The organism is Flavobacterium sp. 103 (genome assembly GCF_003096795.1).
GTDB lineage: Bacteria > Bacteroidota > Bacteroidia > Flavobacteriales > Flavobacteriaceae > Flavobacterium.
The window spans coordinates 3,724,597-3,748,212 of sequence record NZ_QENX01000001.1 but is presented as its reverse complement, the minus strand read 5'-3'; the positions used below and the strand labels follow the sequence as shown (position 1 = coordinate 3,748,212).

Below are 23,616 nucleotides of genomic sequence, written 5' to 3'. Positions count from 1 at the left end.
TACTTTTTCTAAGACAAAATTTTTAAAAAACTTGATTTCATTGCATTCATTGACAACTTTATCAACAATATCAATAGGGATTATATTCAATTTAAAAATAAAGACCAATTAGACCAAGTCCATTAATTTTCAATATACAAATAACCTGTTTTATGGAAACTATCACCAGTTGAATTCGAATATTTTAAAAGATAGAAGTAGGTTCCGTCAGGCAAGTTAGAATCTTTACCAATAGTTCCTTTTCCTTCAGAAACTCCTTTAAAAACATTTGTAACATTATCATATCCTTTTGCTTCGAAAACTAAAGCGCCCCATCTGTTATAAATTTCTATTGAATTATTAGGATAACATTCTATCCCACTAATAATCAAAGCATCATTAATTCCTGAGCTATCATTTGGACTTAGAGCATTATACACTTTTATCTCACATCCATTAATTTCAATAACAGTTGGATCATCACCAAAACCATCATCGTTGTCTGATAAATCACTAATTGAATTTCCTTCAGTATCTATAGCTGAAACAATTGATTGATTTGTCACACTTCCATTCAATAAATCTTGCAATACTAGTGTATAAGTACCTACAAAAGTGACTGAGTCTGATTGCTCAGGTGCAAGAGCAATTGGTCCTCCCGTGATTATAACACCTGGTAATAGGTCCGAAATTGTAATGTTTGATAGTGTTACATTACCAGTATTTATAACTGTATATTTATAGATAATTGTTTCCCCTACTTGCGCTATTCCATCTCTATTACTATCATTAAATTCAGCTTTATTGATCAATGAAATACTTGGAGAATTGCTTAATAGTACGATAGTACAAGAACTACAATTTGGATCAATTGGAGTACATGTTACGCAAGGTGTTGGATCTATCGAAGTAGCCGTTATTTGAGAACTTACAATAGGTTTACCTTTAACTAAAGCAAGGTTATCTACCTGACCTGCATCGATATCAGCTTGCGTAATATTATGAATCGCAGTAAAAGTTGAGACATTTGAGGATCCAACACCAAGAATATCTATAGGGCCTCCTGTTACTATTGCATTTATATCTGTAACAATAATTTCAAAAAGCGGAACATTTCCAGTATTTGTAACAACAAAATTATAAAAAACCGAATCTCCCACATTTGTTCGTCCATCTCCATTGTTATCCACATAAGTACCATCTTTAGTTATACTCACACTTGGAGAAGGCGTACCAGCAGTAACTAATATACTTGTTGTCGTTGTATCACAAATTGTTGGATTAGCAACTTGACAAATAGTATACGTTAATGGATATCTTCCTGCTGCTGTTCCAGGAGCTACGGTTATAGTTCCGTCAGGATTTAATGTTAATCCTGACGCTAATGGTAACGAAGTTAAAATAACATCTGCAGGTAAAAATGGTAAACCATTTAAAGTATCATTATCAAATACAGATAAAACTGTCCCTCCTGTAGTACCAATCTCTGGTTCTCTCACATAGGCAACAGCATCTATTGAAGTTACTATAACATTTGTTGTTGCCGTATCACAAATTATTGGATTTGCAACTTGACAAATAGTATAAGTTAATGGATATACTCCGGGTGCTGTTAGTGGCGCAACGCTTATAGTTCCATCAGGATTTAAACTTAATCCTGATGCTAATGGCAACGAAGTTAAAATAACATCGGCTGGTGAAAATAATTGACCATTCAAGGTGTCATTAGCAAATACACTTTGGGTTGTGCCTCCAGATGTTCCATTAATTGGTGCTAGTATATCGATTACAGCATCAATTGTATCTGTTGCACCTGTTACTGTTACTGTTACTTTAGCGGTATCACAATTTGACGGGTTTAGTATTTCACAGATCTGGTAATTTATAGTATATATTCCTGCAGCTGTACCTGGTGTCACGGTTACAGTACCATCATTGTTAATCTTTAATTCTGTTGTAGCTACAGAAACGATTTTCACTTGAGAAGGAATTACTGCAGTACAATTTAGAATATCATTATCCAAGATATTTATACCCGCATCTCCTCCATTTAATCCATTAATAGGACCTGCTGTATCATTAACAGCATCGACTATACCTAAAACAGAAACTATTTGCGTACAAGTTTGGGTGTTGCCCGCCGCATCGGTTGCTGTCCAGGTTACTGTCGTGGTTCCAATATTGAATGGCTCAACAGCATCATTGGTGATAACCAAATCGACTCCTGTTGAACAATTATCGGTTGCCGTTGCAGTACCTAAATTCACACCAGTTGCAGTACATAATCCTGCATCGGCTACTACACTCACATTCGAAGGGCAAGTGATCGTTGGTTTTTCGGTATCGCTTACCGTTACAGTTTGTTCGCAAGTAGCCGTATTACCTGAAATATCGGTTGCTGTCCAGGTTACTGTCGTGGTTCCAATATTGAATGTGGTTGGTGCATCATTGGTGATGACCAAATCGACTCCCGTTGAACAATTATCGGCTGCGATTGGAGTGCCTAAAGCCACACCTGTTGCCGTACATACTCCGGCATCGGCTACTACACTCACATTCGAAGGGCAAGTAATCGTTGGTTTTTCGGTATCGGTTACTGTTACGGTTTGCGTACAAGTTTGGGTGTTGCCCGCCGCATCGGTTGCTGTCCAGGTTACTGTCGTGGTTCCAATATTGAATGGCTCAACAGCATCATTGATGATAACCAAATCGACTCCCGTTGAACAATTATCGGCTGCGATTGGAGTGCCTAAAGCCACACCTGTTGCCGTACATACTCCGGCATCGGCTGCAACGCTTACATTAGCTGGGCAAGTGATTATTGGTTTTTCGGTATCGCTTACTGTTACGGTTTGCGTACAAGTTTGGGTGTTGCCCGCCGCATCGGTGGCGGTCCAGGTAACTGTTGTTGTTCCAATATTGAATGTTGCCGGCGCATCATTGGTGATTACCAAAGCGGCTCCTATTGAACAATTATCCCCTGCAATTGGAGTGCCTAAAGCTACTCCTGTTGCTGTACACAATCCTGCATCGGCTGCAACGCTGACATTAGCTGGGCAAGTGATGGTTGGTTTTTGATTATCGCTTACCGTTACGGTTTGCGTACAGGTTTGGGTGTTGCCCGCCGTATCGGTTGCGGTCCAGGTTATTGTGGTTGCTCCTAATGGGAATGTGATTGGAGCATCATTGGTGATAACCAAATCGGCTCCTGTTGAACAATTATCGGTTACGGTTGGAGTGCCCAAAGCCACACCATTTGCAGTACACAATCCAGCATCGGCGACTACGCTTACATCGGTAGGACAAGTGATCACTGGTTTTTCGGTATCGCTTACCGTTACGCTTTGTTGGCAAGTAGCGGTATTTCCTGCTGCATCGGTTGCTGTCCAGGTTACTGTCGTGGTTCCAATATTGAATATTGTTGGTGCATCATAGGTAATAACCAAATCGACTCCCGTTGAACAATTATCGGCTGCGGTTGGAGTGCCCAAATCCACACCAGAAGCGGTACACAATCCAGCATCGGCGACTACACTCACATTCGAAGGGCAAGTAATCGTTGGTTTTTCGGTATCGGTTACTGTTACGCTTTGTTGGCAAGTAGCGGTATTTCCTGCTGCATCGGTTGCTGTCCAAGTCACTATTGTTGTTCCAATATTGAATGTTGCTGGCGCGTCATTGGTGATTACCAAAGCGGCTCCTGACGAACAATTATCTGTTGCCGTTGCTGTACCTAAAGCCACACCTGTTGCCGTACATAATCCTGCATCGGCTAGTACACTCACATTCGAAGGGCAAGTAATCGTTGGTTTTTCGGTATCGGTTACTGTTACGCTTTGTTGGCAAGTAGCGGTATTTCCTGCTGCATCGGTTGCTGTCCAAGTCACTATTGTTGTTCCAATACTGAATATTGTTGGTGCATCATTGGTGATAACCAAATCGACTCCTGTTGAACAATTATCGGTTGCCGTTGCAGTACCTAAAACCACAGCGGAAGCGGTACACAATCCAGCATCGGCGACTACGCTTACATCGGTAGGACAAGTGATGGTTGGTTTTTCGGTATCGGTTACCGTTACGCTTTGCGTACAGCTTTGGGTGTTGCCCGCCGCATCGGTTGCAGTCCAGGTTACCGTTGTTGTTCCAATATTAAATGTTGGTGGCGCATCATTGGTGATTACCAAAGCAGCTCCTGTTGAACAATTATCGGTTGCTGTTGCAGTACCTAAAGCCACAGCGGAAGCGGTACACAATCCAGCATCGGCGACTACATTGACATTAATCGGACAAGTGATGGTTGGTTTTTCGGTATCGCTTACCGTTACGGTTTGCGTACAATTTTGGGTGTTGCCCGCTGCATCGGTGGCTGTCCAGGTAACTGTTGTTATTCCAATATTGAATATTGTTGGCGCATCATTGCTGATTACCAAAGTGGCTCCTGTTGAACAATTATCGGTTACGATTGGAGTGCCCAAAGCCACACCAGAAGAAGTACACAATCCAGCATCGGCGACTACATTGACATTAATCGGACAAGTGATGGTTGGTTTTTCGGTATCGGTTACCGTTACGCTTTGTTGGCAAGTAGTGGTATTTCCTGCTGCATCGGTTGCGGTCCAAGTCACTGTCGTGGTTCCAATATTGAATGTTGGTGGCGCATCATTGGTGATTACAAAAGCGGCTCCTGTTGAACAATTATCGGTTGCCGTTGCAGTACCTAAAGCCACACCAGAAGAAGTACACAATCCAGCATCGGCGACTACACTCACATTCGAAGGGCAAGTAATCGTTGGTTTTTCGGTATCGGTTACTGTTACGCTTTGTTGGCAAGTAGCGGTATTTCCTGCTGCATCGGTTGCTGTCCAAGTCACTATTGTTGTTCCAATACTGAATATTGTTGGTGCATCATTGGTGATAACCAAATTGGTTCCTGTTGAACAATTATCGGTTGCTGTTGGAGTACCTAAAGCCACAGCGGAAGCGGTACACAATCCAGCATCGGCGACTACATTGACATTAGCTGGGCAAATGATCGTTGGTTTTTCGGTATCGCTTACCGTTACAGTTTGGGTACAAGTTTGGGTGTTGCCCGCCGCATCGGTGGCGGTCCAGGTAACTGTTGTTGTTCCAATATTGAATGTTGGCGGCGCATCATTGGTGATTACCAAAGCAGCTCCTGTTGAACAATTATCGGTTGCCATTGCAGTACCTAAAACCACAGCGGAAGCGGTACACAATCCAGCATCGGCGACTACGCTTACATCGGTAGGACAAGTGATGGTTGGTTTTTCGGTATCGCTTACCGTCACAGTTTGCGTACAGCTTTGGGTGTTGCCTGCCGCATCAGTGGCTGTCCAGGTTACCGTTGTTGTTCCAATATTGAATGTTGGTGGCGCATCATTGCTGATTACCAAAGTAGCTCCTGTTGAACAATTATCGGTTGCGGTTGCAGTACTTAAAGCCACAGCGGAAGCAGTACACAATCCAGCATCGGCGACTACGCTTACATCGGTAGGACAAGTGATCACTGGTTTTTCGGTATCGGTTACTGTTACGGTTTGTTGGCAAGTAGCGGTATTTCCTGCTGCATCGGTTGCTGTCCAGGTTACTGTCGTGGTTCCAATACTGAATATTGTTGGTGCATCATTGGTGATTACCAAAGCGGCTCCTGACGAACAATTATCGGTTACGGTTGGAGTGCCTAAAGCCACACCAGTTGCAGTACATACTCCTGCATCGGCTACTACACTCACATTCGAAGGGCAAGTAATCGTTGGTTTTTCGGTATCGGTTACTGTTACGGTTTGCGTACAAGTTTGGGTGTTGCCCGCCGCATCGGTTGCTGTCCAGGTTACTGTCGTGGTTCCAATATTGAATGTGGTTGGTGCATCATTGGTGATTACCAAATCGACTCCTGTTGAACAATTATCGGCTGCGATTGGAGTGCCTAAAGCCACACCTGTTGCCGTACATACTCCGGCATCGGCTGCAACGCTTACATTAGCTGGGCAAGTGATCGTTGGTTTTTCGGTATCGCTTACCGTTACAGTTTGGGTACAAGTTTGGGTGTTGCCCGCCGCATCGGTGGCGGTCCAGGTAACTGTTGTTGTTCCAATATTGAATGTTGCCGGCGCATCATTGGTGATTACCAAAGCGGCTCCTATTGAACAATTATCCCCTGCAATTGGAGTGCCTAAAGCTACTCCTGTTGCTGTACACAATCCTGCATCGGCTGCAACGCTGACATTAGCTGGGCAAGTGATGGTTGGTTTTTGATTATCGCTTACCGTTACGGTTTGCGTACAGGTTTGGGTGTTGCCCGCCGTATCGGTTGCGGTCCAGGTTATTGTGGTTGCTCCTAATGGGAATGTGATTGGAGCATCATTGGTGATAACCAAATCGGCTCCTGTTGAACAATTATCGGTTACGGTTGGAGTGCCCAAAGCCACACCATTTGCAGTACACAATCCAGCATCGGCGACTACGCTTACATCGGTAGGACAAGTGATCACTGGTTTTTCGGTATCGCTTACCGTTACGCTTTGTTGGCAAGTAGCGGTATTTCCTGCTGCATCGGTTGCTGTCCAGGTTACTGTCGTGGTTCCAATATTGAATATTGTTGGTGCATCATAGGTGATAACCAAATCGACTCCCGTTGAACAATTATCGGCTGCGGTTGGAGTGCTCAAATCCACACCAGAAGCAGTACACAATCCTGCATCGGCTACTACACTCACATTCGAAGGGCAAGTAATCGTTGGTTTTTCGGTATCGGTTACTGTTACGGTTTGCGTACAAGTTTGGGTGTTGCCCGCCGCATCGGTTGCTGTCCAGGTTACTGTCGTGGTTCCAATATTGAATGTGGTTGGTGCATCATTGGTGATTACCAAATCGACTCCTGTTGAACAATTATCGGCTGCGATTGGAGTGCCTAAAGCCACACCTGTTGCCGTACATACTCCGGCATCGGCTGCAACGCTTACATTAGCTGGGCAAGTGATCGTTGGTTTTTCGGTATCGCTTACCGTTACAGTTTGGGTACAAGTTTGGGTGTTGCCCGCCGCATCGGTTGCTGTCCAGGTTACTGTCGTGGTTCCAATATTGAATGGCTCAACAGCATCATTGGTGATAATCAAATCGACTCCTGTTGAACAATTATCGGCTGCGGTTGGAGTGCCTAAAGCCACACCAGTTGCAGTACATACTCCTGCATCGGCTACTACACTCACATTCGAAGGGCAAGTGATGGTTGGTTTTTCGGTGTCGGTTACCGTTACGGTTTGGGTACAGCTTTGGGTGTTGCCCGCCGCATCGGTGGCTGTCCAGGTAACTGTTGTTGCTCCAATATTGAATGTTGCTGGCGCGTCATTGGTGATTACCAAAGCGGCTCCTGACGAACAATTATCTGTTGCCGTTGCTGTACCTAAAGCCACACCTGTTGCCGTACATAATCCTGCATCGGCTAGTACACTCACATTCGAAGGGCAAGTAATCGTTGGTTTTTCGGTATCGGTTACTGTTACGCTTTGTTGGCAAGTAGCGGTATTTCCTGCTGCATCGGTTGCTGTCCAAGTCACTATTGTTGTTCCAATACTGAATATTGTTGGTGCATCATTGGTGATAACCAAATCGACTCCTGTTGAACAATTATCGGTTACGGTTGGAGTGCCTAAAGCCACACCAGTTGCAGTACATACTCCTGCATCGGCTACTACACTCACATTCGAAGGGCAAGTAATCGTTGGTTTTTCGGTATCGGTTACTGTTACGGTTTGCGTACAAGTTTGGGTGTTGCCCGCCGCATCGGTTGCTGTCCAGGTTACTGTCGTGGTTCCAATATTGAATGTGGTTGGTGCATCATTGGTGATAACCAAATCGACTCCCGTTGAACAATTATCGGCTGCGGTTGGAGTGCCCAAAGCCACACCAGTTGCAGTACATAATCCTGCATCGGCTGCTACACTCACATTCGAAGGGCAAGTGATCGTTGGTTTTTCAGTATCGGTTACTGTTACGCTTTGTTGGCAAGTAGTGGTATTTCCTGCTGCATCGGTTGCGGTCCAAGTCACTGTCGTGGTTCCAATATTGAATGTTGGTGGCGCATCATTGGTGATTACCAAAGCGGCTCCTGTTGAACAATTATCGGTTGCCGTTGCAGTACCTAAAGCCACAGCGGAAGCGGTACACAATCCAGCATCGGCGACTACGCTTACATCGGTAGGACAAGTGATCACTGGTTTTTCGGTATCGGTTACTGTTACGGTTTGTTGGCAAGTAGCGGTATTTCCTGCTGCATCGGTTGCTGCCCAAGTCACTATTGTTGTTCCAATACTGAATATTGTTGGTGCATCATTGGTGATTACCAAAGTGGCTCCTGTTGAACAATTATCGGTTACGGTTGGAGTGCCTAAAGCCACACCAGTTGCAGTACATACTCCTGCATCGGCTACTACACTCACATTCGAAGGGCAAGTGATGGTTGGTTTTTCAGTGTCGGTTACCGTTACGGTTTGGGTACAGCTTTGGGTGTTGCCCGCCGCATCGGTTGCTGTCCAGGTTACTGTCGTGGTTCCAATATTGAATGTGGTTGGTGCATCATTGGTGATTACCAAAGCGGCTCCTGACGAACAATTATCTGTTGCCGTTGCTGTACCTAAAGCCACACCTGTTGCCGTACATAATCCTGCATCGGCTAGTACACTCACATTCGAAGGGCAAGTAATCGTTGGTTTTTCGGTATCGGTTACTGTTACGCTTTGTTGGCAAGTAGCGGTATTTCCTGCTGCATCGGTTGCTGTCCAAGTCACTATTGTTGTTCCAATACTGAATATTGTTGGTGCATCATTGGTGATAACCAAATCGACTCCTGTTGAACAATTATCGGTTGCCGTTGCAGTACTTAAAGCCACAGCGGAAGCGGTACACAATCCAGCATCGGCGACTACATTGACATTAATCGGACAAGTGATGGTTGGTTTTTCGGTATCGGTTACCGTTACGCTTTGTTGGCAAGTAGTGGTATTTCCTGCTGCATCGGTTGCGGTCCAAGTCACTGTCGTGGTTCCAATATTGAATGTTGGTGGCGCATCGTTGGTGATTACCAAAGCAGCTCCTGTTGAACAATTATCGGTTGCGGTTGCAGTACCTAAAGCCACAGCGGAAGCGGTACACAATCCAGCATCGGCGACTACGCTTACATCGGTAGGACAAGTGATCACTGGTTTTTCGGTATCGGTTACCGTTACGCTTTGGGTACAGCTAGCTTGATTATTATTAACATCCGTTACCGTCCAGGTAACGGTTGTTGTTCCAATTGGAAAATTGACAGGAGCATCATTTGTTAATGTATCCACACCACAATTGTCGGTTGTGAGTGCATTTCCAAGCGAAACATTCGAAGCTGTACAAAAACCTGCATCAGCCGAAACAGTAACAGCTGCAGGACAGCTAATGATTGGAACTATGGTGTCGACTACCATTGTTATTTCGTTACTCGTCGCTGGTTTTGGGATCGCACAAGGCTTAATAGAGGTCGCATCACACACTACTTTATCACCCACAGAAACGGAATAGGTAAAAACATTACTGATTGAATTAGCAATAATAGCACCATTTACTTTCCATTCGTATAAGGTAAATGGCCCACCATTTATAGTGGTTGCCGTAAAAGTTTTAGTTGAAGGCGAAGAGCAAACAATGTCAGAATCTGTTGAAATGGAAACAGATGCAGTAACAACTTCATTAACCACAAAAATATCGGACTGGCCGGTGGTAGGCACTGTACTGCATCCGCCACTTTCGATATTGGTAATTGTAATTGTTGTATTACCAAAAACATTTAATGGTACTGTGTTGAAAGTCCCACTAACCCCACTAAATGCAACACTTTTGGTTTCAGTACCTGAATTTGCACCAGACAATACATAAGTCACATTATAATTTCCATCGGCAAGTGTTGTTGAAGAAATAGTTATTTGAGATAGTAAACCTGCGCAGGCATCGGAAGCGTCAGTTGAGAAGTTTAAAAGATCGGGTGCTAGATTGACAGTTACAGTCCATACTTCGGATGAACTTGTAAATGTAGTATTGCAACTTCCATCCTTTGCCTGACGACGATAGTATGTAGTTTGTGCCAATGTTTGCGTTGGCAAATAAGTAGCCCCATTAACCGACCCCGATCGGCCTGGTGGAGGTGGCGAATTTGGATCATAATTGCTATCTGAAATTGTTGTTACATCAGTTAAAAAACTACTATCAGTACTATACTGCCATTGATAAATAATAGAATTGTCGCCACCGCTGGCGTCGGTTGTACTTCCAATTGTAAGGGTTGGTATATTCCCCGAACAAATCGTTTCACCGGTATTTGCAATTGCTCCTGCTGTAAATGGAGAAAGAACAGTAATATTCACTGTATTGTTTGCTGTAATGTCACCTGCATTAATTCGTGTAATTGTAACTGTGGTGGTACCTGAAGAAGTTAACGAATTTGTCGGAACTATAAAAGTACGTGTTCCTGCCGATGTTCCAGACATACCTATTGTTATATCGGTAGCTGTATTTACTCCACTTAAAGAATATGTAACAGTATAAGAGACATTTGCAAGAAAACCATCAGAGGAAACTGTTATAGTAGAAGATTCTCCTAAGCATACAGGAGTTGTAGAAGTCAAGCCTTGAATTTGTCCCATTGCAGTTTGCTGAATCAGAAAAACCAGCACAACTGCAAGTAATAAAGCAAAATTATTTTTTAAAGAAAGTCTATCTCGTTTCATAAGCTTATCGGTTTTAAAGTGACTAGCTTATTAAACAAGATACTAAAACCACCAAAAATCAAAACTATTTGAAAAAATGGCTCACGATGGTTTTCCAACAAAAGCAGGTATAATGCAAAAGAAATATTCGCCACGATATGCAGCAATGGTTCGTAAACCGATGTTAATGGATTATATTCCTGTAGCTTACCCAATTTTGTTTTAATTTAAAATATTAAATTTTATAAAAGCCTGGTAGTAAAAATGATAATTGAACGCCCGATTTGTTATGGATTCTTTTAGTATTTGTTATCTGAATCCTTTTTGGCGTGCCAACAGGTAAAATCGTCCGGTTCCTTTAAATTTATCTGGAAGGGTAACCGAATATCCCGTTTTATCACTGTCGATTCGTGAGAGAACCCCTGTCGTTTTATCCTCAATATAAAATTCCATTCCTTCGGGCAAATCAACCGTTTCCGCAGTAAACCGGACTAGTCCACCTTCAGGATAATCAAGCCCCAACGGAATTCGGTAGCTTTGATAATCCTTTAGCGGAAGACATTGAACCGCAAAATCAACACCATTGTCATCCAGCAACTGTGTATAAAGATCCATTCCATCATTCATTTTGAACATACCTGCATCATACGCCGGATCCAAATTTTTTGTCATCTCATTATTAAATGCAACAACGGTACTGCTTTTTTTCTTATCATCAGTAACTGTTATTCTAACTGCAGGCCATGAACTGGAATCTGATAAATAGGATATTCCACTTATAGATGAATGTTCTTGCATCAAGTTATCAAAAGTAACTGTTCCATTTGCAATTGCCTTTACTACAAATCCCTGCCCTACTGCGATATCACTCTCATTAAGTTCGGTTTCTCCTCCAGGTGCAGGAAAAGCATAACCAGCCTGAGTAATAACAACATATTGTCCCAGCGACTGACTCCAGATGTAAACCCCTGAAAAGCTTGGATCCATCGCTGACTGGTTTTTGGTTAGAAACCCATCGGCTCCCTTAATTTTTAATGCTGAAGTATACGGATTACCAACTGCATTCCAGCCCAGGTTGCTTTTTGTGATTGGAACAGCGACTGTTCCGGTATTTATTGTTCCTGAGAAAGTTACTGCACCTGTGGCGGTTTTTCGTATTGCGTATCCTTTTCCAACTACCATAGAACTGTTATTGGAACTCTGTGTAAAGGGTGTCCAATTATTTGATGCCTCGTCTAAAGGAGACAAATCATAATTCCCAAAAGTTGCATTATTAACTATTCCATTACTACTAACAAAGGTTCCCAATGGCTGACCAGTAGCCGATGGCGAAATAATATGCCAATTCGAACTTGGAATAAATCCGTTTACCACAACGTTTAAACCACTGCTTTGTGTCCCAACAATTAAACTTCCGGTACCCGTTGCATCCGATTGTATAATTACTTTTCCTTGCGACCATCCTTGCACGACTATTCCCATCAACAAAATGACCAGAATATATTTTTTCGTTACTTTTTCCATTGGTTTTTCCATTGTTTTATTTAGTGGTAAGCGCTTTCTTGGGTGGAAGAATCACAGTGCCTGTGGGATCAACGATTAATTTCCCGCATTTCGCTGGAAAAACATTTGGCAAATCAATTGTTGCAGTTCCCTGAATGGTTACCTGCACATTCGATCCAGGCGAACCATTACTCCAGTTTGTTTGTCCGGGTTTATTTCCTTCGCTCCAATTTCCGGTTCCTGTCCAGGTGGTCGCATCGATCAGGTTCTGAAATAAGCCATTGGTTCTAGGAGATCCTAAGTCACTTTGAGTAGTATTATTGTACCCTTTCTCCCTAACTAAAGACGGAATCCAGTTGAGCACGTCGTTGTTATCATCCGTTAATGGATTGCCCACAAAAATCAACGATTGACCGGTCCTAATATCCCAACCTAAAGATGAGTCCCAATCAATACGATCAATTAGAAGACGGCTGTCGGAACGAATATGTATGTAGTCATTCGTGTTACCGAAGAAAATATCTTTAAAAGTATAGTCAACAGGTACACCACCATTAGTTATAGGATCTGGGTTTATCCCAAGTACCAGAAAACTTTTAGCCTTAATAACTAATGTTGGATCGCTAATGGTGTGTTGTATATTGTTCACACCGTCAAAACTCTCAATCAGCCAACCATTTAAATTTATATCTGCAGCGGTTGTATTAAAAATTTCGAACCACTCACCATAAGTATCATCAACACTTCCTGGGGCTGCCATAAATTCGGTAATAATTACATCTCCTTCTTGCGCGCTGCTTCCTGCGTTGGTGATTGCATTGGCTGTTGGTGGAGTACCATTTGTTTTAAAATTGATTAAATCCCCCGAATTGGAATAAGAATATATAATAAAATAATAGGTAGTATTTGGTAGCAAACCAGTCCATGACGCCTCTTCAAAACCTCCATGAAAAATATTTACACTGCCTTCTCCATCACTCAAATCGGGATCTGGGGGAACCGAAGTACCATCGACAGGTGGAGTGAAAACACCGGTTGTATTCACTTGTATGTGATAGCCAAAAGGTAAATCAGGACCTAACGCATCTGTCCAAGTTGTACTAATTTCGGAGGCACTTACTGCTGTTGCTGTAAAATTTGTTGGATAATTAGTTGGTTGCGGATAAGCAACATTCGAGCTGCTAATGTGAATATCATCTACTCTCCAGGTACGGTATTCGTAGTTCGGGTTAGTGTATTTAAAGGCTAAGTAAACTCTACCGTTAATAAAAGGGGGAAGTTCTACTAATTCTGAATAGTACCATTCTTTTTTACTCGGTGGTTTCTGAAAAGGGAGTGAAATCCATGTGTACCCTTCGGGACTTCCTGTTCCAGGGTAATCCATCGAGTACATTAAATCAAAAGTACCTACATCATCGAGTCCATAGTTATACCAAGTCTTAAAATCCATCACTTCGGTTAGTCCTGTACTTAAATCAAAACCGGGTAAAACAAGCCAGTCTTCTTCTGCTTCGCCGCTATTGTACCCGGAGGCTTCGGCAACTTTATCCTTTTTTTCTTTGAACCAGTACCAGCTATTTTTGGAACCCGTAACACTAATTGGGTAGCAATCACCTAAGCTGCTTTCAAAGGGTTCAGTATAGGGCAAAGTAGTAGTCACTGCATTACGCACGGCAACTGAATATTCTTTTGAAACTCCAATAGCAGCCGCATTATCACTCGCTTCAATCGCAAAAAACACCGAACTGTTATTAACAAAAGTATTTGCAGGAATGGTATATGAATATTGATTCCCCGAAGTATTGGTCATAAGCGGAGTTTCAGTATACAAACCAGTACTTGTTCCGTATTTCAGTTTCACTGAGGAGACGGTTCCATTTACATCGCTCACATTGGCGGTAATCGTAATAGCATCACTAGTGGTCGGGTACTTAGTATACACTATATTTTCAATCAATGGAGGCGGATTTGAAACAGTTGACACAACTATATTAATTTCATCAAGCGCTATTTCATCACGGGGTTCGGCTGTTAAGGTATTAGAATCATCAGAAGTCCAACGCAAATAAAAAAAACCATTATTGGCAACCGCCAAATCATTAATGACTGTTCCGATATCATTTGATTCCCACTTTGGTCCACCTTTAAAAGGATCCGCAACAAATACGGCCGGTGAACTGTAGTTAAGCACTGGTACATCTACAAAAGTGATATTATCATACGAATAGGCAAAACTAAGTTTTGTAGAATAATCGAAATCATTAAAATCCCAGATCTTAAATGCCAAATTGATGGCATTTATATATTGCCCTGTAGTGTTTTGTATTTTTAAAGTAATGGATCCGGGAGTAAAATCATCTTGGGTTGGCTGAAAACCAAGTGTGTAATTTGTTTTATTTTTATCGGCAACATCAAAGGCATAAAAACCACCAACAACAATCTCTCCTTCGCTAACTCCTCTGGAAAAATCACCCGTAGTATTTGTGTCGCCAAAACCAGAAGAACCCTCTGACATACCTGTGGTTGACCAGGCATTCGAATTTAATTGCCCTACAACTGGGGTAGGACTGAAACCCGTACCCTGAAAAGCGCCGTTGTTAACTCCCGCCACGTTAGTATCAAAATTTATAAGGTAATTGGTTCCGCTGGCAGAAATCTGTAATTGGGCGTATGATCGAAAACCCGAAATACAGATCAGAATAATTAATAAGTATTGCTTTTTCATTGTGACTACAATTAAAAATAAACAAATCGGCTTCTAAAAATAAGCAATAAAAATTTTAAATAACTAACCTCTCCGAATTATTCGGTCAAATGCTTTATAAATTTTATAATAAAAAAAGACAATGTACCATCCAACCTAAATCAAAAGCATCAAAATTATTTTATGCTTTTTTTACACAAATTAACTTCTCCAGTACGCCTTTAAGATTGGGGCACAAATTAAGATTCGTTTCATATTTTACTAATTTAATACCGTAAGATATTTCAAAATAGTCTCATGAAAATTTGATTAAAACATATACAGCTATAGTAAACCGAAGTTAGTCATTTTTTTTGATTTTCAGCCTATTACAAACAAATAACCCTTATAAACGCTCATTTTTTATCACAATAGATTCATCTGCTTTATAAAAAATAACTTGTCTTTTATTAATACTTCCATAAAATTATTTTTACAAAATCACTAACAACTTGCCTCTCAATATCAATTATCAGAGTATCTAATAGTTATAACAAAATATTTAACATCTTGTGCAAAGGAACACCGTTTGGATTGTTTTCGCCCATAAAACAATTGCGATATAACGCTAAAGAGAATCCATTTTTGAGTCTTGAATAATTATATCTGATTAATGGTTTTCTTTAACTCAATCTTTTAAAATATGATGATTTAATAAAATAAAGACAAGCACATCTGCTGCAGGCCACATTCAATTTAATTTGACTAATTTAGCCGAAGAATGATTTTTTTGATACGGATAAGTCTATTATTCAAACAGCATTTGAACCTTATTTTAAATAGCGGCAACATTTTTATTGAATACAGAAGCCAAAACAAGAAACTGTTCTTAAAACCTAAACAAATGCTTGAAAATTTCCCTTTTTATCTTGGTATACTGCTCGTTATTTTATTGCTGATTATGCTTGCTAATAAAATAAAAGTAGCCTACCCTATACTATTAGTTCTGGCGGGTTTGATCATAAGTTTTATTCCTGGCATACCAGTAATAAACATTGAACCCGATCTGATATTCTTTATTTTCCTGCCTCCGTTACTATATGAAGCTGCATGGACGGTTTCGTGGAAAGAAATGTGGCGATGGAGACGCATTATAACAAGCTTTGCTTTTGTGGTCGTTTTTGTCTCAGCGATTTCGGTAGCATTAGTTGCTAATTATGTTATTCCCGGATTTTCATTGGCATTAGGATTTGTGTTAGGCGGAATTGTTTCACCTCCGGATGCTGTAAGTGCCGGTGCTATTTTAAAATTTGTTAAAGTCCCTAAAACCATTTCGTCTATTTTAGAAGGCGAAAGTCTGCTGAACGATGCCTCATCCTTAATTATTTTTAGATTTGCGATGATTGCTGTAGCAACCGAGCAGTTTATATTTTACAAAGCTGCGACGAGTTTTAGCTGGATGATTTTTGGCGGGGTGTCAATTGGTTTACTCATTGGGTGGATTTTTATGAAAGCTCATAAATTCCTGCCAACTGATGTAAATGCAGACAGCGTGCTGACATTGCTAACTCCTTATATTATCTATCTCGCAGCCGAAGAGGTTCACTGTTCTGGTGTATTGGCAGTTGTGAGTGGCGGACTGCTTTTGTCTAATAACAGACATCGTTTTCTTAACAGCAGATCCCGCATTCGGGGAGTAAACGTCTGGGAAAGTTTTTGTTTTATACTTAATGGATTTGTTTTCATGCTGATTGGATTAGATCTGCCTCAAATTACCAAAGGACTTGAAGAAGCGAATATTAGTATTACCGTTGCAGTTGGATATGGTGTGATGATTACGGTTGTTCTGATTATCAGCCGGATTCTGTCTTCTTATGGTGCTGTAATTGTAACACTCATTGCCCGTAATTTTATCACTGTTGCTGACAGCAAAAATCCGGGTTATAAAGTGCCTTTTATACTTGGATGGACCGGAATGCGCGGTGTAGTTTCACTGGCTGCAGCTTTATCAATACCTGTTTATCTCAATAACGGCAACGGATTCCCACAGCGTAATCTCATCCTGTTTATCACTTTCATTGTTATTCTTTTGACCTTATTAATTCAAGGATTAACATTACCCTATTTTATTAAAAAAATTCTAACCGATAATGATGACGATACCTTATCCCGCAATGAAGTCTATAATAACATCCGACAGGAATTAGCTGAATTTGCAACACATTACTTAAAAACCAATTATGGTGATCAAGTAGAAAGTAATCCTCCATTACAACATCTTATTTTGAAATGGGAACAGCACAGTAATGGAATCGATGACGAATCAATTGGTGAAGATCTGAAAGTTATTTATCTGGATTTATTAAATCAGCAAAGGCATTGGCTCATCAATAAAAACAGAGAAGATCAAAGTCTTGACGAGTCAATTATACGAAGACAAATGCATTATTTGGATATTGAAGAAGAAAAACTGCGGTATCTCTAGAAAATATTAAGTCTGCAAGGTTGAATCTCTCTAATCTGTCTGGATTAAAAATTTCGGAATTTTGCAGAGGCATGATATTAGTATTTATCTGCTTTATATTCCAACCTTCCTAAAAGTTAGGTTAATCCGTGGAAGCACGTCTCTTGCTGTTTTAGGTACTTGATGTTCCCAGAAACTATTTGTTTTTCCTGCCATTAATAGGAAAGAACCATGGTGCAAAGGAATCTCAAGCGGTGGTATATGTTTTAGAAATTTATGACGCAGCCTAAATATTCGGGTTTCACCAAAAGTAACAGATGCAATATTCATGTTTTTATTCTCGCTTTGCGTTTTATCGCTATGCCAAGAAACTCCGTCCTTTCCATTTCTATATAAGTTCAGTAAAACAGCATTGAAATTTATTTTGGTTTCATTTTCAACCCTGGCTTTAATGGCTATTAATTCCTTAGGCCAATTTGATTTACCAAAATTGCCCTCACTTTCATCATACCAGGCAATCATACGCGGAGCAGTAACTATTTTATCATACATCGGCATTTCGTATTCACGCCATGGAGTATTGTTTAATAAAATGTTATAATAATTATCAGATTCTTCTTTGGTGAAAAAACTATCAATCAACATTACGTCAGCATCAGTTGCGTCAAATATTTTTTTGCCGGCTGTGCCTTGTGAAAACATTTCAGTGTCGTTAAAGAGAATCATACGTGTGCCATTTTATTTTTATGTTTCTATCATTTAGAGACGTTTTACTTTTCCTGGGTATTTCTCGGCATAAGCATAAATGAGATGCATGATGTATTGGTTGCTCCGGCAAGGCGTTAGATAATCCTTTATCTCCGACAATTCAGCAAATCCAATATCTGACGAAAAATATCCCATTCCATAAAAATGCCCATTTTCAACCCAAATACAACTGTTTTCTTCTATAGATTTTCCTTTGTCTATAATAACAAAACTTGCTCTGTTACTTAATAAAAACTCAATCGCGTTTTCGATTTTCTCGTTGTGATGGGTAACATCCGGCAAATTTGTCAAATCTTTTTTTGGAAAAAATTCTCCAACTATTGACATACCGTATTGGCAAAATCGGTAATCAATTTTAAACTCTTGAGCAAGGTTTTGCAATACTGCTATTCCATCATATTGGCTATTGAATTCCTGAATACAGGTCTGAAATTTGGTTAGTTTTCCAATTGCCAAATATTTATACCCATTTCGGGCTTCATATTGAAACAATCCAAATTTAGATTCAAAACGTTTTAATGCCCTGTTATAAGCAGGCCACAACTTTTTAATCTCATCACATTCCAACAACAGCGCCATCAATTCAGTAGCGCAGACCTCAAAGGAAATTCCGTAGATATCTTTCAAGAAATTCTGCCTTTGTGCATTTACGTTATGACCGCTAAAATGTGAAGCCACACGCTTTTTTAAATTAACCGCTTTTCCAACATACACAACTTTATTTAGTTGATTATAAAAATAATACACTCCTATTTTTTCAGGCAATTGCTCAAAGTCCTGAGGAGGTAAATTAGGAGGCAGGCGCTGATCCTGTGCCGTTTTCTGAATCATCTTATCCATCACTCCCTCGCTGTCCCATTCCAATAATTTAGAAAATAATATGGCGGTCGCATCTGCATCACCACCAGCGCGATGCCGATTCTCTAAACTTATATCTAACGAATTGCAAAGATTCCCCAAACTGTAAGAGCCTAATCCGGGTTTAATTTTTCTTGCGGCACGAACGGTACATAATTTTCTGGCTGTCCATTTAAATCCAGACTTTTCCAATTGATGCCGAACGAAAGAATAATCGAAATTGACATTATGCGCCACAAAAATACGGTCGGTAAGCATCTCCAAAACTTTTTCGGAAATATCATCAAAGATGGGAGCATTACGCACCATATCGTTATTAATTCCGGTAAGCGCAAAAATTGCCAGCGGTATTTCCTGTTGCGGATTGACAAGTGTTTCCCAACGGTCAATAACCTTAGTCCCGTCATGAATAGCAATCGCTATTTCTGTAATACGGCTCCCTCTGGCATTGCCTCCTGTCGTTTCTATATCCACTATGGCATATTCCTGCTTTTTCATAAAGTATCTAACGTGAATATTATTCTTGTTCTTGTAACTGCTTTGATCCAAAATTATTTAGCAAAATTAGGACGTTAAATCACTATGTTGCTTATATTTGTAGTGACTTAAAATCCCTTTAACGTATGTTGTATATTTCTGACAATCTAAAATGGCTGAGAAGCAAACGAAATTTGTCCCAACAAGAAGTGGCAAACGGAATGACTTTGCCACTTGACCGCTACAAGAAATATGAATACGGAAAAAACACGCCGCCTGCAGAAACGCTGGTGATTATTTCACGGTATTATCATATCAGCATCGATTTGCTTTTAACAGTTGATCTTCGTAAAATATCCATTGATAATTTAATGCAATTGGAAGACAACCGAATTGTTTTGCCCATAACCGTCGATCAAGACGGCAACAACCTCATTGAAATTATTCCACACAAAGCACAAGCTGGTTATCTTAGTGGTTATGCTGATGCCGAATACATAGAAAACCTGCAACAGATAGCACTTCCGTTTTTAGGTTCAGGCAAAATGAGAGCTTTCCCTATTAATGGCGATTCTATGCCGCCACACACCAATAAATCCTTTGTGGTCGGAAAATATGTGGACAATCTGGGGGAAATAAAACAGAACAAAACCTATATATTCATTACCTCCAGAGAGGGGATTACCTATAAACGGCTCGGGAATAAAAACGATGATTCGGTAACTGTCGTTTCAGATAATATTATTTACAGCCCATACGAAATCAAACTCTCTGATATTTTGGAGATTTGGGAATATGTATGCCATATTGGAAGAGACGACGCTAAACTCCTAACCACAGAATCCGATTCAGTAAAAGAAATGTTTCTAGAACTGAAAAGAGATATCCATGAAATAAAACTAAAAAAATAAACCTCTTTCTAGATATTTTTTTAGCTAATGACTATTAAAACCCAGCATAAAAAAGAAGTAAAGTAGCAATTTTTACATATAATTTAAGTTTACAAAAACAGGAAGTATGGTTTTCACATCTGAACAAAAATTATATACATATATCTAGCTGTTCTTAATAAAACTTATTAGTAAAGATAATCATGAAAAAAGTAATTACTCTATTGACGATTGGTCTGTCCTTATTCTAGCATCTTGTTCAAAAGAAGATGACCCCATAGATAACTCATTTGCAGTAAATCCTATTACAAATAAAGTGATTAATTCCAAAAACTCAATGCTACGGAAGTAATAACGAACTTATTTTATCAATACAGTTTTATATTTATCCATGTCTTTTAAAACAATTCCTGTACCTCTAACCACAGCTCTCAAAGGATCTTCTGCAATATATACGGGTAAATCCGTCTTCTGCGAAATCCTTTTGTCAAGACCTCGAAGCATTGCCCCTCCTCCTGCGAGATACAGACCCGTATGATAAATGTCTGCAGCCAGTTCAGGTGGTGTCTGAGAAAGCGTCACCATAATGGCATCTTCAATTCTTTGTATTGATTTATCCAAAGCTTTTGCTATTTCCCTAAAAGTAACCAAAACTTCTTTAGGCTTCCCGGTAAGCATATCTCTTCCACGAACAGTTAAATCAGCAGGAGCATCTTCAAGTTCTTCCATTGCAGCGCCAACTTCAATTTTTATCGTTTCTGCGGAAGCTTCTCCAATATATAGATTATGATGTGTTCTCATAAAATACAATATATCATTGGTAAAAACATCACCTGCAATTTTTATAGATTTGTCACAAATTATTCCTCCAAGGGCAATAACAGCTATTTCTGTAGTCCCTCCACCAATATCCACTATGAGATTCCCCTTAGGCAGCATCACATCTAAACCAATTCCTATCGCAGCAGCCATTGGCTCATGAATTAAAAACACTTCTTTTCCGTTTACTCGTTCACAGGACTCTTTTACTGCTCTTTTTTCCACCGTGGTAATGCCACTCGGAATACATACCACCATTCGGAGTGCAGGAGTAAAAAAGCTTTTCTTTAAATCAGGTATATTTTTTATAAACCAGCTGATCATTTTCTCAGAGGCATCAAAATCTGCGATAACCCCGTCTTTAAGAGGCCGGATCGTCCTAATATTCTCGTGTGTCTTACCTTGCATCAAACTGGCCTCTTTACCTACTGCGATTATCTTACCGTTTCTAATATCCCTTGCCACAATGGAAGGGCTGTCCACAACAATCTTTCCATCATGAATTATTAAAGTATTGGCCGTCCCCAAATCCATAGCGATTTCCACTATCATAAAATCAAATAAACCCATAATATCGTTTTATTTAAGAACGCTATTGTTACCCGTTTATTCTCAACACACTTCCAGAACACTATAGATTTATGATAAAATTAGTATTTACAAACGTTTGAATTCTCAAGCTGTGCAAAGTGTATCTTCTCCGCATTCTCCCGATTTTCCATTATCAAAAACACGCTAGCGAATCTTAAACAATTTTATTTGACGAATGGTTTTCTTTAACTCAAAAAAAAAGCCACCCAAAAAATGGGTGGCTTACAATTATATTAGAATACTATAGCACGGATAACAAAACCTTCAGCACATCATCGAAAACCTGTTTTGGTGTTCCGCTTGAACGAGCCAAAACTCTTATGCCCGAATAATTATTAAATATAAAACGGGCTAATAATCTTGCATCCGTTGCCGATGAAATTTGATTTAGTTCCTGCCCTCTTTTGACAGCCAGAAAGAAAATTTCTTCCATCTTTAGCCTATTATCATTGACCACTTTTTCGATTTCAGCATCGTGAAGCGCCAATTCAACGGTGCTGTTGACCATAAAACATCCTTTTGTAATTTTATCTTCAAAACTTTCAATGATTGCCTGAGCAAACATTTCTTTGATCGTTTCTTTGATATTTGTCGATTTTTGTAAAAGACTGGCTACATCATCATATGATTTTTTCTGATAACGTTGCAAAGCCTTAATGAATAAGGAATGTTTGTCTCCAAAAGTATCGTAAAGACTGGATCTGCTTAGACCTAAATGTGATACTAAATCTTGTGCTGATGTCCCGTTGTACCCTTTGCTCCAAAAAATTTCTATTGCTTTATCCAAAGCATCTTCTTCATTGAATTCTTTTAATCTTGCCATAAACTTGATTTTTATAGATGTACAAAGATATCAAATTGGAACGTTCATTCTGAAATTAAAGCAAAAAATTAAACCACTGAATTTACGGTAAGTCCACCATCAACAACTATTTCAGTTCCTGTTATGAATGAAGAATCATCTGAAGCTAAAAAGCCAACTGTTTTGGCGATTTCAGAAGCTTTTCCAAAACGTTTTAAAAGAATTTTATCTCCCAAAACTGATCCAAAACCTTCAACTTCTTCTTTACTTAATCCTAACTTTCCATAAAGTGGTGTTTCAACCGGACCAGGAGAAATGGCATTTACTCTAATGTTTCTAGGTGCAAGCTCGGTAGCTAATACTCTATTGAAAGATAAAACTGCACCTTTGCTCGCAGCATATACACTTGAATTTGGCATACCTATATTGGCATTAATTGAAGTATTAAAAATTATTGACCCGCCGTCATTCAAAATAGGAAGCAATTTTTGAACCGTAAAATATACTCCTTTTACATTCACATTCATAATGCTGTCATAATGTTCTTCTGAAGCAAATTCTAACGGAGCAAAAGAAGCTGTTCCTGCATTTAAGAAAATAATATCCAACTTTCCAAATTTAGATTTTACTTCGCTAACCAAATTATCAATTGATTTTAAATCCGCTTGATCGGCTACAATTCCTGTTACGTTCAATTCGGTTTCAGCCTTTATTAGAGCTTCTTTATTTCTTCCGGTGACAATTACTTTTGCACCTTGTGCAGCCAATTCTTCGGCAGCTGCATACCCGATTCCGCTATTTCCTCCAGTTACTAGGGCTACTTTTTTAATTAATTTTTTCATGATTGTGTTTTTTAATATTTTATGGTACAAAGATATAATAACGGAACGTTCGTTCCGTTATTGTGTTAGTTAAACTTATGTTAATAATACCTAACTGAATATCAGTCGTTTTTAAACACAAAAACAATTCAATAGATTACCATTTTTTATCATTATAAAACCAACATCAAAACATTGCTTTTAAAA

Annotated in this window: 11 protein-coding genes; 3 read left to right on the top strand and 8 right to left on the bottom strand. The window is 39.9% G+C overall.

Going from position 1 to position 23,616, the window contains the following annotated elements; translation table 11 throughout:
* Nucleotides 1-122 precede the first annotated feature (122 nt).
* Nucleotides 123-10,754 carry an HYR domain-containing protein gene (locus C8C85_RS15895; RefSeq protein ID WP_116797948.1) on the bottom strand — a complete coding sequence of 3,544 codons (10,632 nt, stop codon included), beginning with the start codon at nucleotides 10,752-10,754 and terminating at the stop codon, nucleotides 123-125.
* A 76-nt stretch (nucleotides 10,755-10,830) separates the two neighbouring features.
* Here C8C85_RS15895 and C8C85_RS18655 point away from each other — a divergent pair, with 76 nt between their 5' ends.
* Nucleotides 10,831-10,959: a hypothetical protein gene (locus C8C85_RS18655; protein ID WP_262498026.1), complete on the top strand. Its 129-nt coding sequence runs from the start codon at nucleotides 10,831-10,833 to the stop codon at nucleotides 10,957-10,959.
* A gap of 83 nt (nucleotides 10,960-11,042) precedes the next feature.
* Here C8C85_RS18655 and C8C85_RS15890 read toward each other — a convergent pair whose 3' ends face one another.
* The gene (locus C8C85_RS15890; RefSeq protein WP_116797947.1) at nucleotides 11,043-12,269 is read right to left on the bottom strand and encodes a hypothetical protein; all 1,227 of its coding nucleotides are present in this window, start codon (nucleotides 12,267-12,269) and stop codon (nucleotides 11,043-11,045) included.
* Nucleotides 12,270-12,273: 4 nt separating this feature from the next.
* Nucleotides 12,274-14,961: a lamin tail domain-containing protein gene (locus C8C85_RS15885; protein WP_116797946.1), complete on the bottom strand. Its 2,688-nt coding sequence runs from the start codon at nucleotides 14,959-14,961 to the stop codon at nucleotides 12,274-12,276.
* An 862-nt stretch (nucleotides 14,962-15,823) separates the two neighbouring features.
* On the opposite strand from C8C85_RS15885, the gene C8C85_RS15880 reads away from it, so the two are divergent.
* Nucleotides 15,824-17,404: a Na+/H+ antiporter gene (locus C8C85_RS15880; RefSeq protein ID WP_116798512.1), complete on the top strand. Its 1,581-nt coding sequence runs from the start codon at nucleotides 15,824-15,826 to the stop codon at nucleotides 17,402-17,404.
* A gap of 93 nt (nucleotides 17,405-17,497) precedes the next feature.
* Here C8C85_RS15880 and C8C85_RS15875 read toward each other — a convergent pair whose 3' ends face one another.
* A complete protein-coding gene (locus C8C85_RS15875) occupies nucleotides 17,498-18,109 on the bottom strand; it encodes an alpha-ketoglutarate-dependent dioxygenase AlkB family protein (protein ID WP_116797945.1) in 612 nt (203 codons plus the stop codon).
* Between the two features lie 33 nt (nucleotides 18,110-18,142).
* A complete protein-coding gene (locus C8C85_RS15870; protein ID WP_116797944.1) occupies nucleotides 18,143-19,507 on the bottom strand; it encodes an exonuclease domain-containing protein in 1,365 nt (454 codons plus the stop codon).
* Between the two features lie 125 nt (nucleotides 19,508-19,632).
* On the opposite strand from C8C85_RS15870, the gene C8C85_RS15865 reads away from it, so the two are divergent.
* Entirely contained in the window at nucleotides 19,633-20,397 is a 765-nt protein-coding gene (locus C8C85_RS15865) for an XRE family transcriptional regulator (protein ID WP_116797943.1), read from the top strand.
* 339 nt (nucleotides 20,398-20,736) lie between these two features.
* On the opposite strand, the gene C8C85_RS15860 is transcribed toward C8C85_RS15865, so the two are convergent.
* The 3 genes from C8C85_RS15860 to C8C85_RS15850 form a co-directional block, all read right to left on the bottom strand.
* Nucleotides 20,737-21,765, bottom strand: coding sequence for a rod shape-determining protein (locus C8C85_RS15860; RefSeq protein ID WP_116797942.1), 1,029 nt, complete (start codon nucleotides 21,763-21,765; stop codon nucleotides 20,737-20,739).
* Nucleotides 21,766-22,027: 262 nt separating this feature from the next.
* Nucleotides 22,028-22,609: a TetR/AcrR family transcriptional regulator gene (locus C8C85_RS15855; RefSeq protein ID WP_116797941.1), complete on the bottom strand. Its 582-nt coding sequence runs from the start codon at nucleotides 22,607-22,609 to the stop codon at nucleotides 22,028-22,030.
* 68 nt (nucleotides 22,610-22,677) lie between these two features.
* A complete protein-coding gene (locus tag C8C85_RS15850; RefSeq protein ID WP_116797940.1) occupies nucleotides 22,678-23,430 on the bottom strand; it encodes a glucose 1-dehydrogenase in 753 nt (250 codons plus the stop codon).
* Nucleotides 23,431-23,616 lie beyond the last annotated feature (186 nt).

What these genes read in the sequence shown, in the direction of transcription:
- C8C85_RS15880 (WP_116798512.1), top strand. Translation starts at nt 15,824, where the DNA reads ATGCTTGAAAATTTCCCTTTTTATCTTGGTATACTGCTCGTTATTTTA.
- C8C85_RS18655 (WP_262498026.1), top strand. Translation starts at nt 10,831, where the DNA reads ATGGCTCACGATGGTTTTCCAACAAAAGCAGGTATAATGCAAAAGAAA.
- C8C85_RS15855 (WP_116797941.1), bottom strand. Translation starts at nt 22,609, where the DNA reads ATGGCAAGATTAAAAGAATTCAATGAAGAAGATGCTTTGGATAAAGCA.
- C8C85_RS15875 (WP_116797945.1), bottom strand. Translation starts at nt 18,109, where the DNA reads ATGATTCTCTTTAACGACACTGAAATGTTTTCACAAGGCACAGCCGGC.
- C8C85_RS15890 (WP_116797947.1), bottom strand. Translation starts at nt 12,269, where the DNA reads ATGGAAAAACCAATGGAAAAAGTAACGAAAAAATATATTCTGGTCATT.
- C8C85_RS15860 (WP_116797942.1), bottom strand. Translation starts at nt 21,765, where the DNA reads ATGGGTTTATTTGATTTTATGATAGTGGAAATCGCTATGGATTTGGGG.
- C8C85_RS15850 (WP_116797940.1), bottom strand. Translation starts at nt 23,430, where the DNA reads ATGAAAAAATTAATTAAAAAAGTAGCCCTAGTAACTGGAGGAAATAGC.
- C8C85_RS15885 (WP_116797946.1), bottom strand. Translation starts at nt 14,961, where the DNA reads ATGAAAAAGCAATACTTATTAATTATTCTGATCTGTATTTCGGGTTTT.
- C8C85_RS15870 (WP_116797944.1), bottom strand. Translation starts at nt 19,507, where the DNA reads ATGAAAAAGCAGGAATATGCCATAGTGGATATAGAAACGACAGGAGGC.
- C8C85_RS15895 (WP_116797948.1), bottom strand. Translation starts at nt 10,754, where the DNA reads ATGAAACGAGATAGACTTTCTTTAAAAAATAATTTTGCTTTATTACTT.
- C8C85_RS15865 (WP_116797943.1), top strand. Translation starts at nt 19,633, where the DNA reads ATGTTGTATATTTCTGACAATCTAAAATGGCTGAGAAGCAAACGAAAT.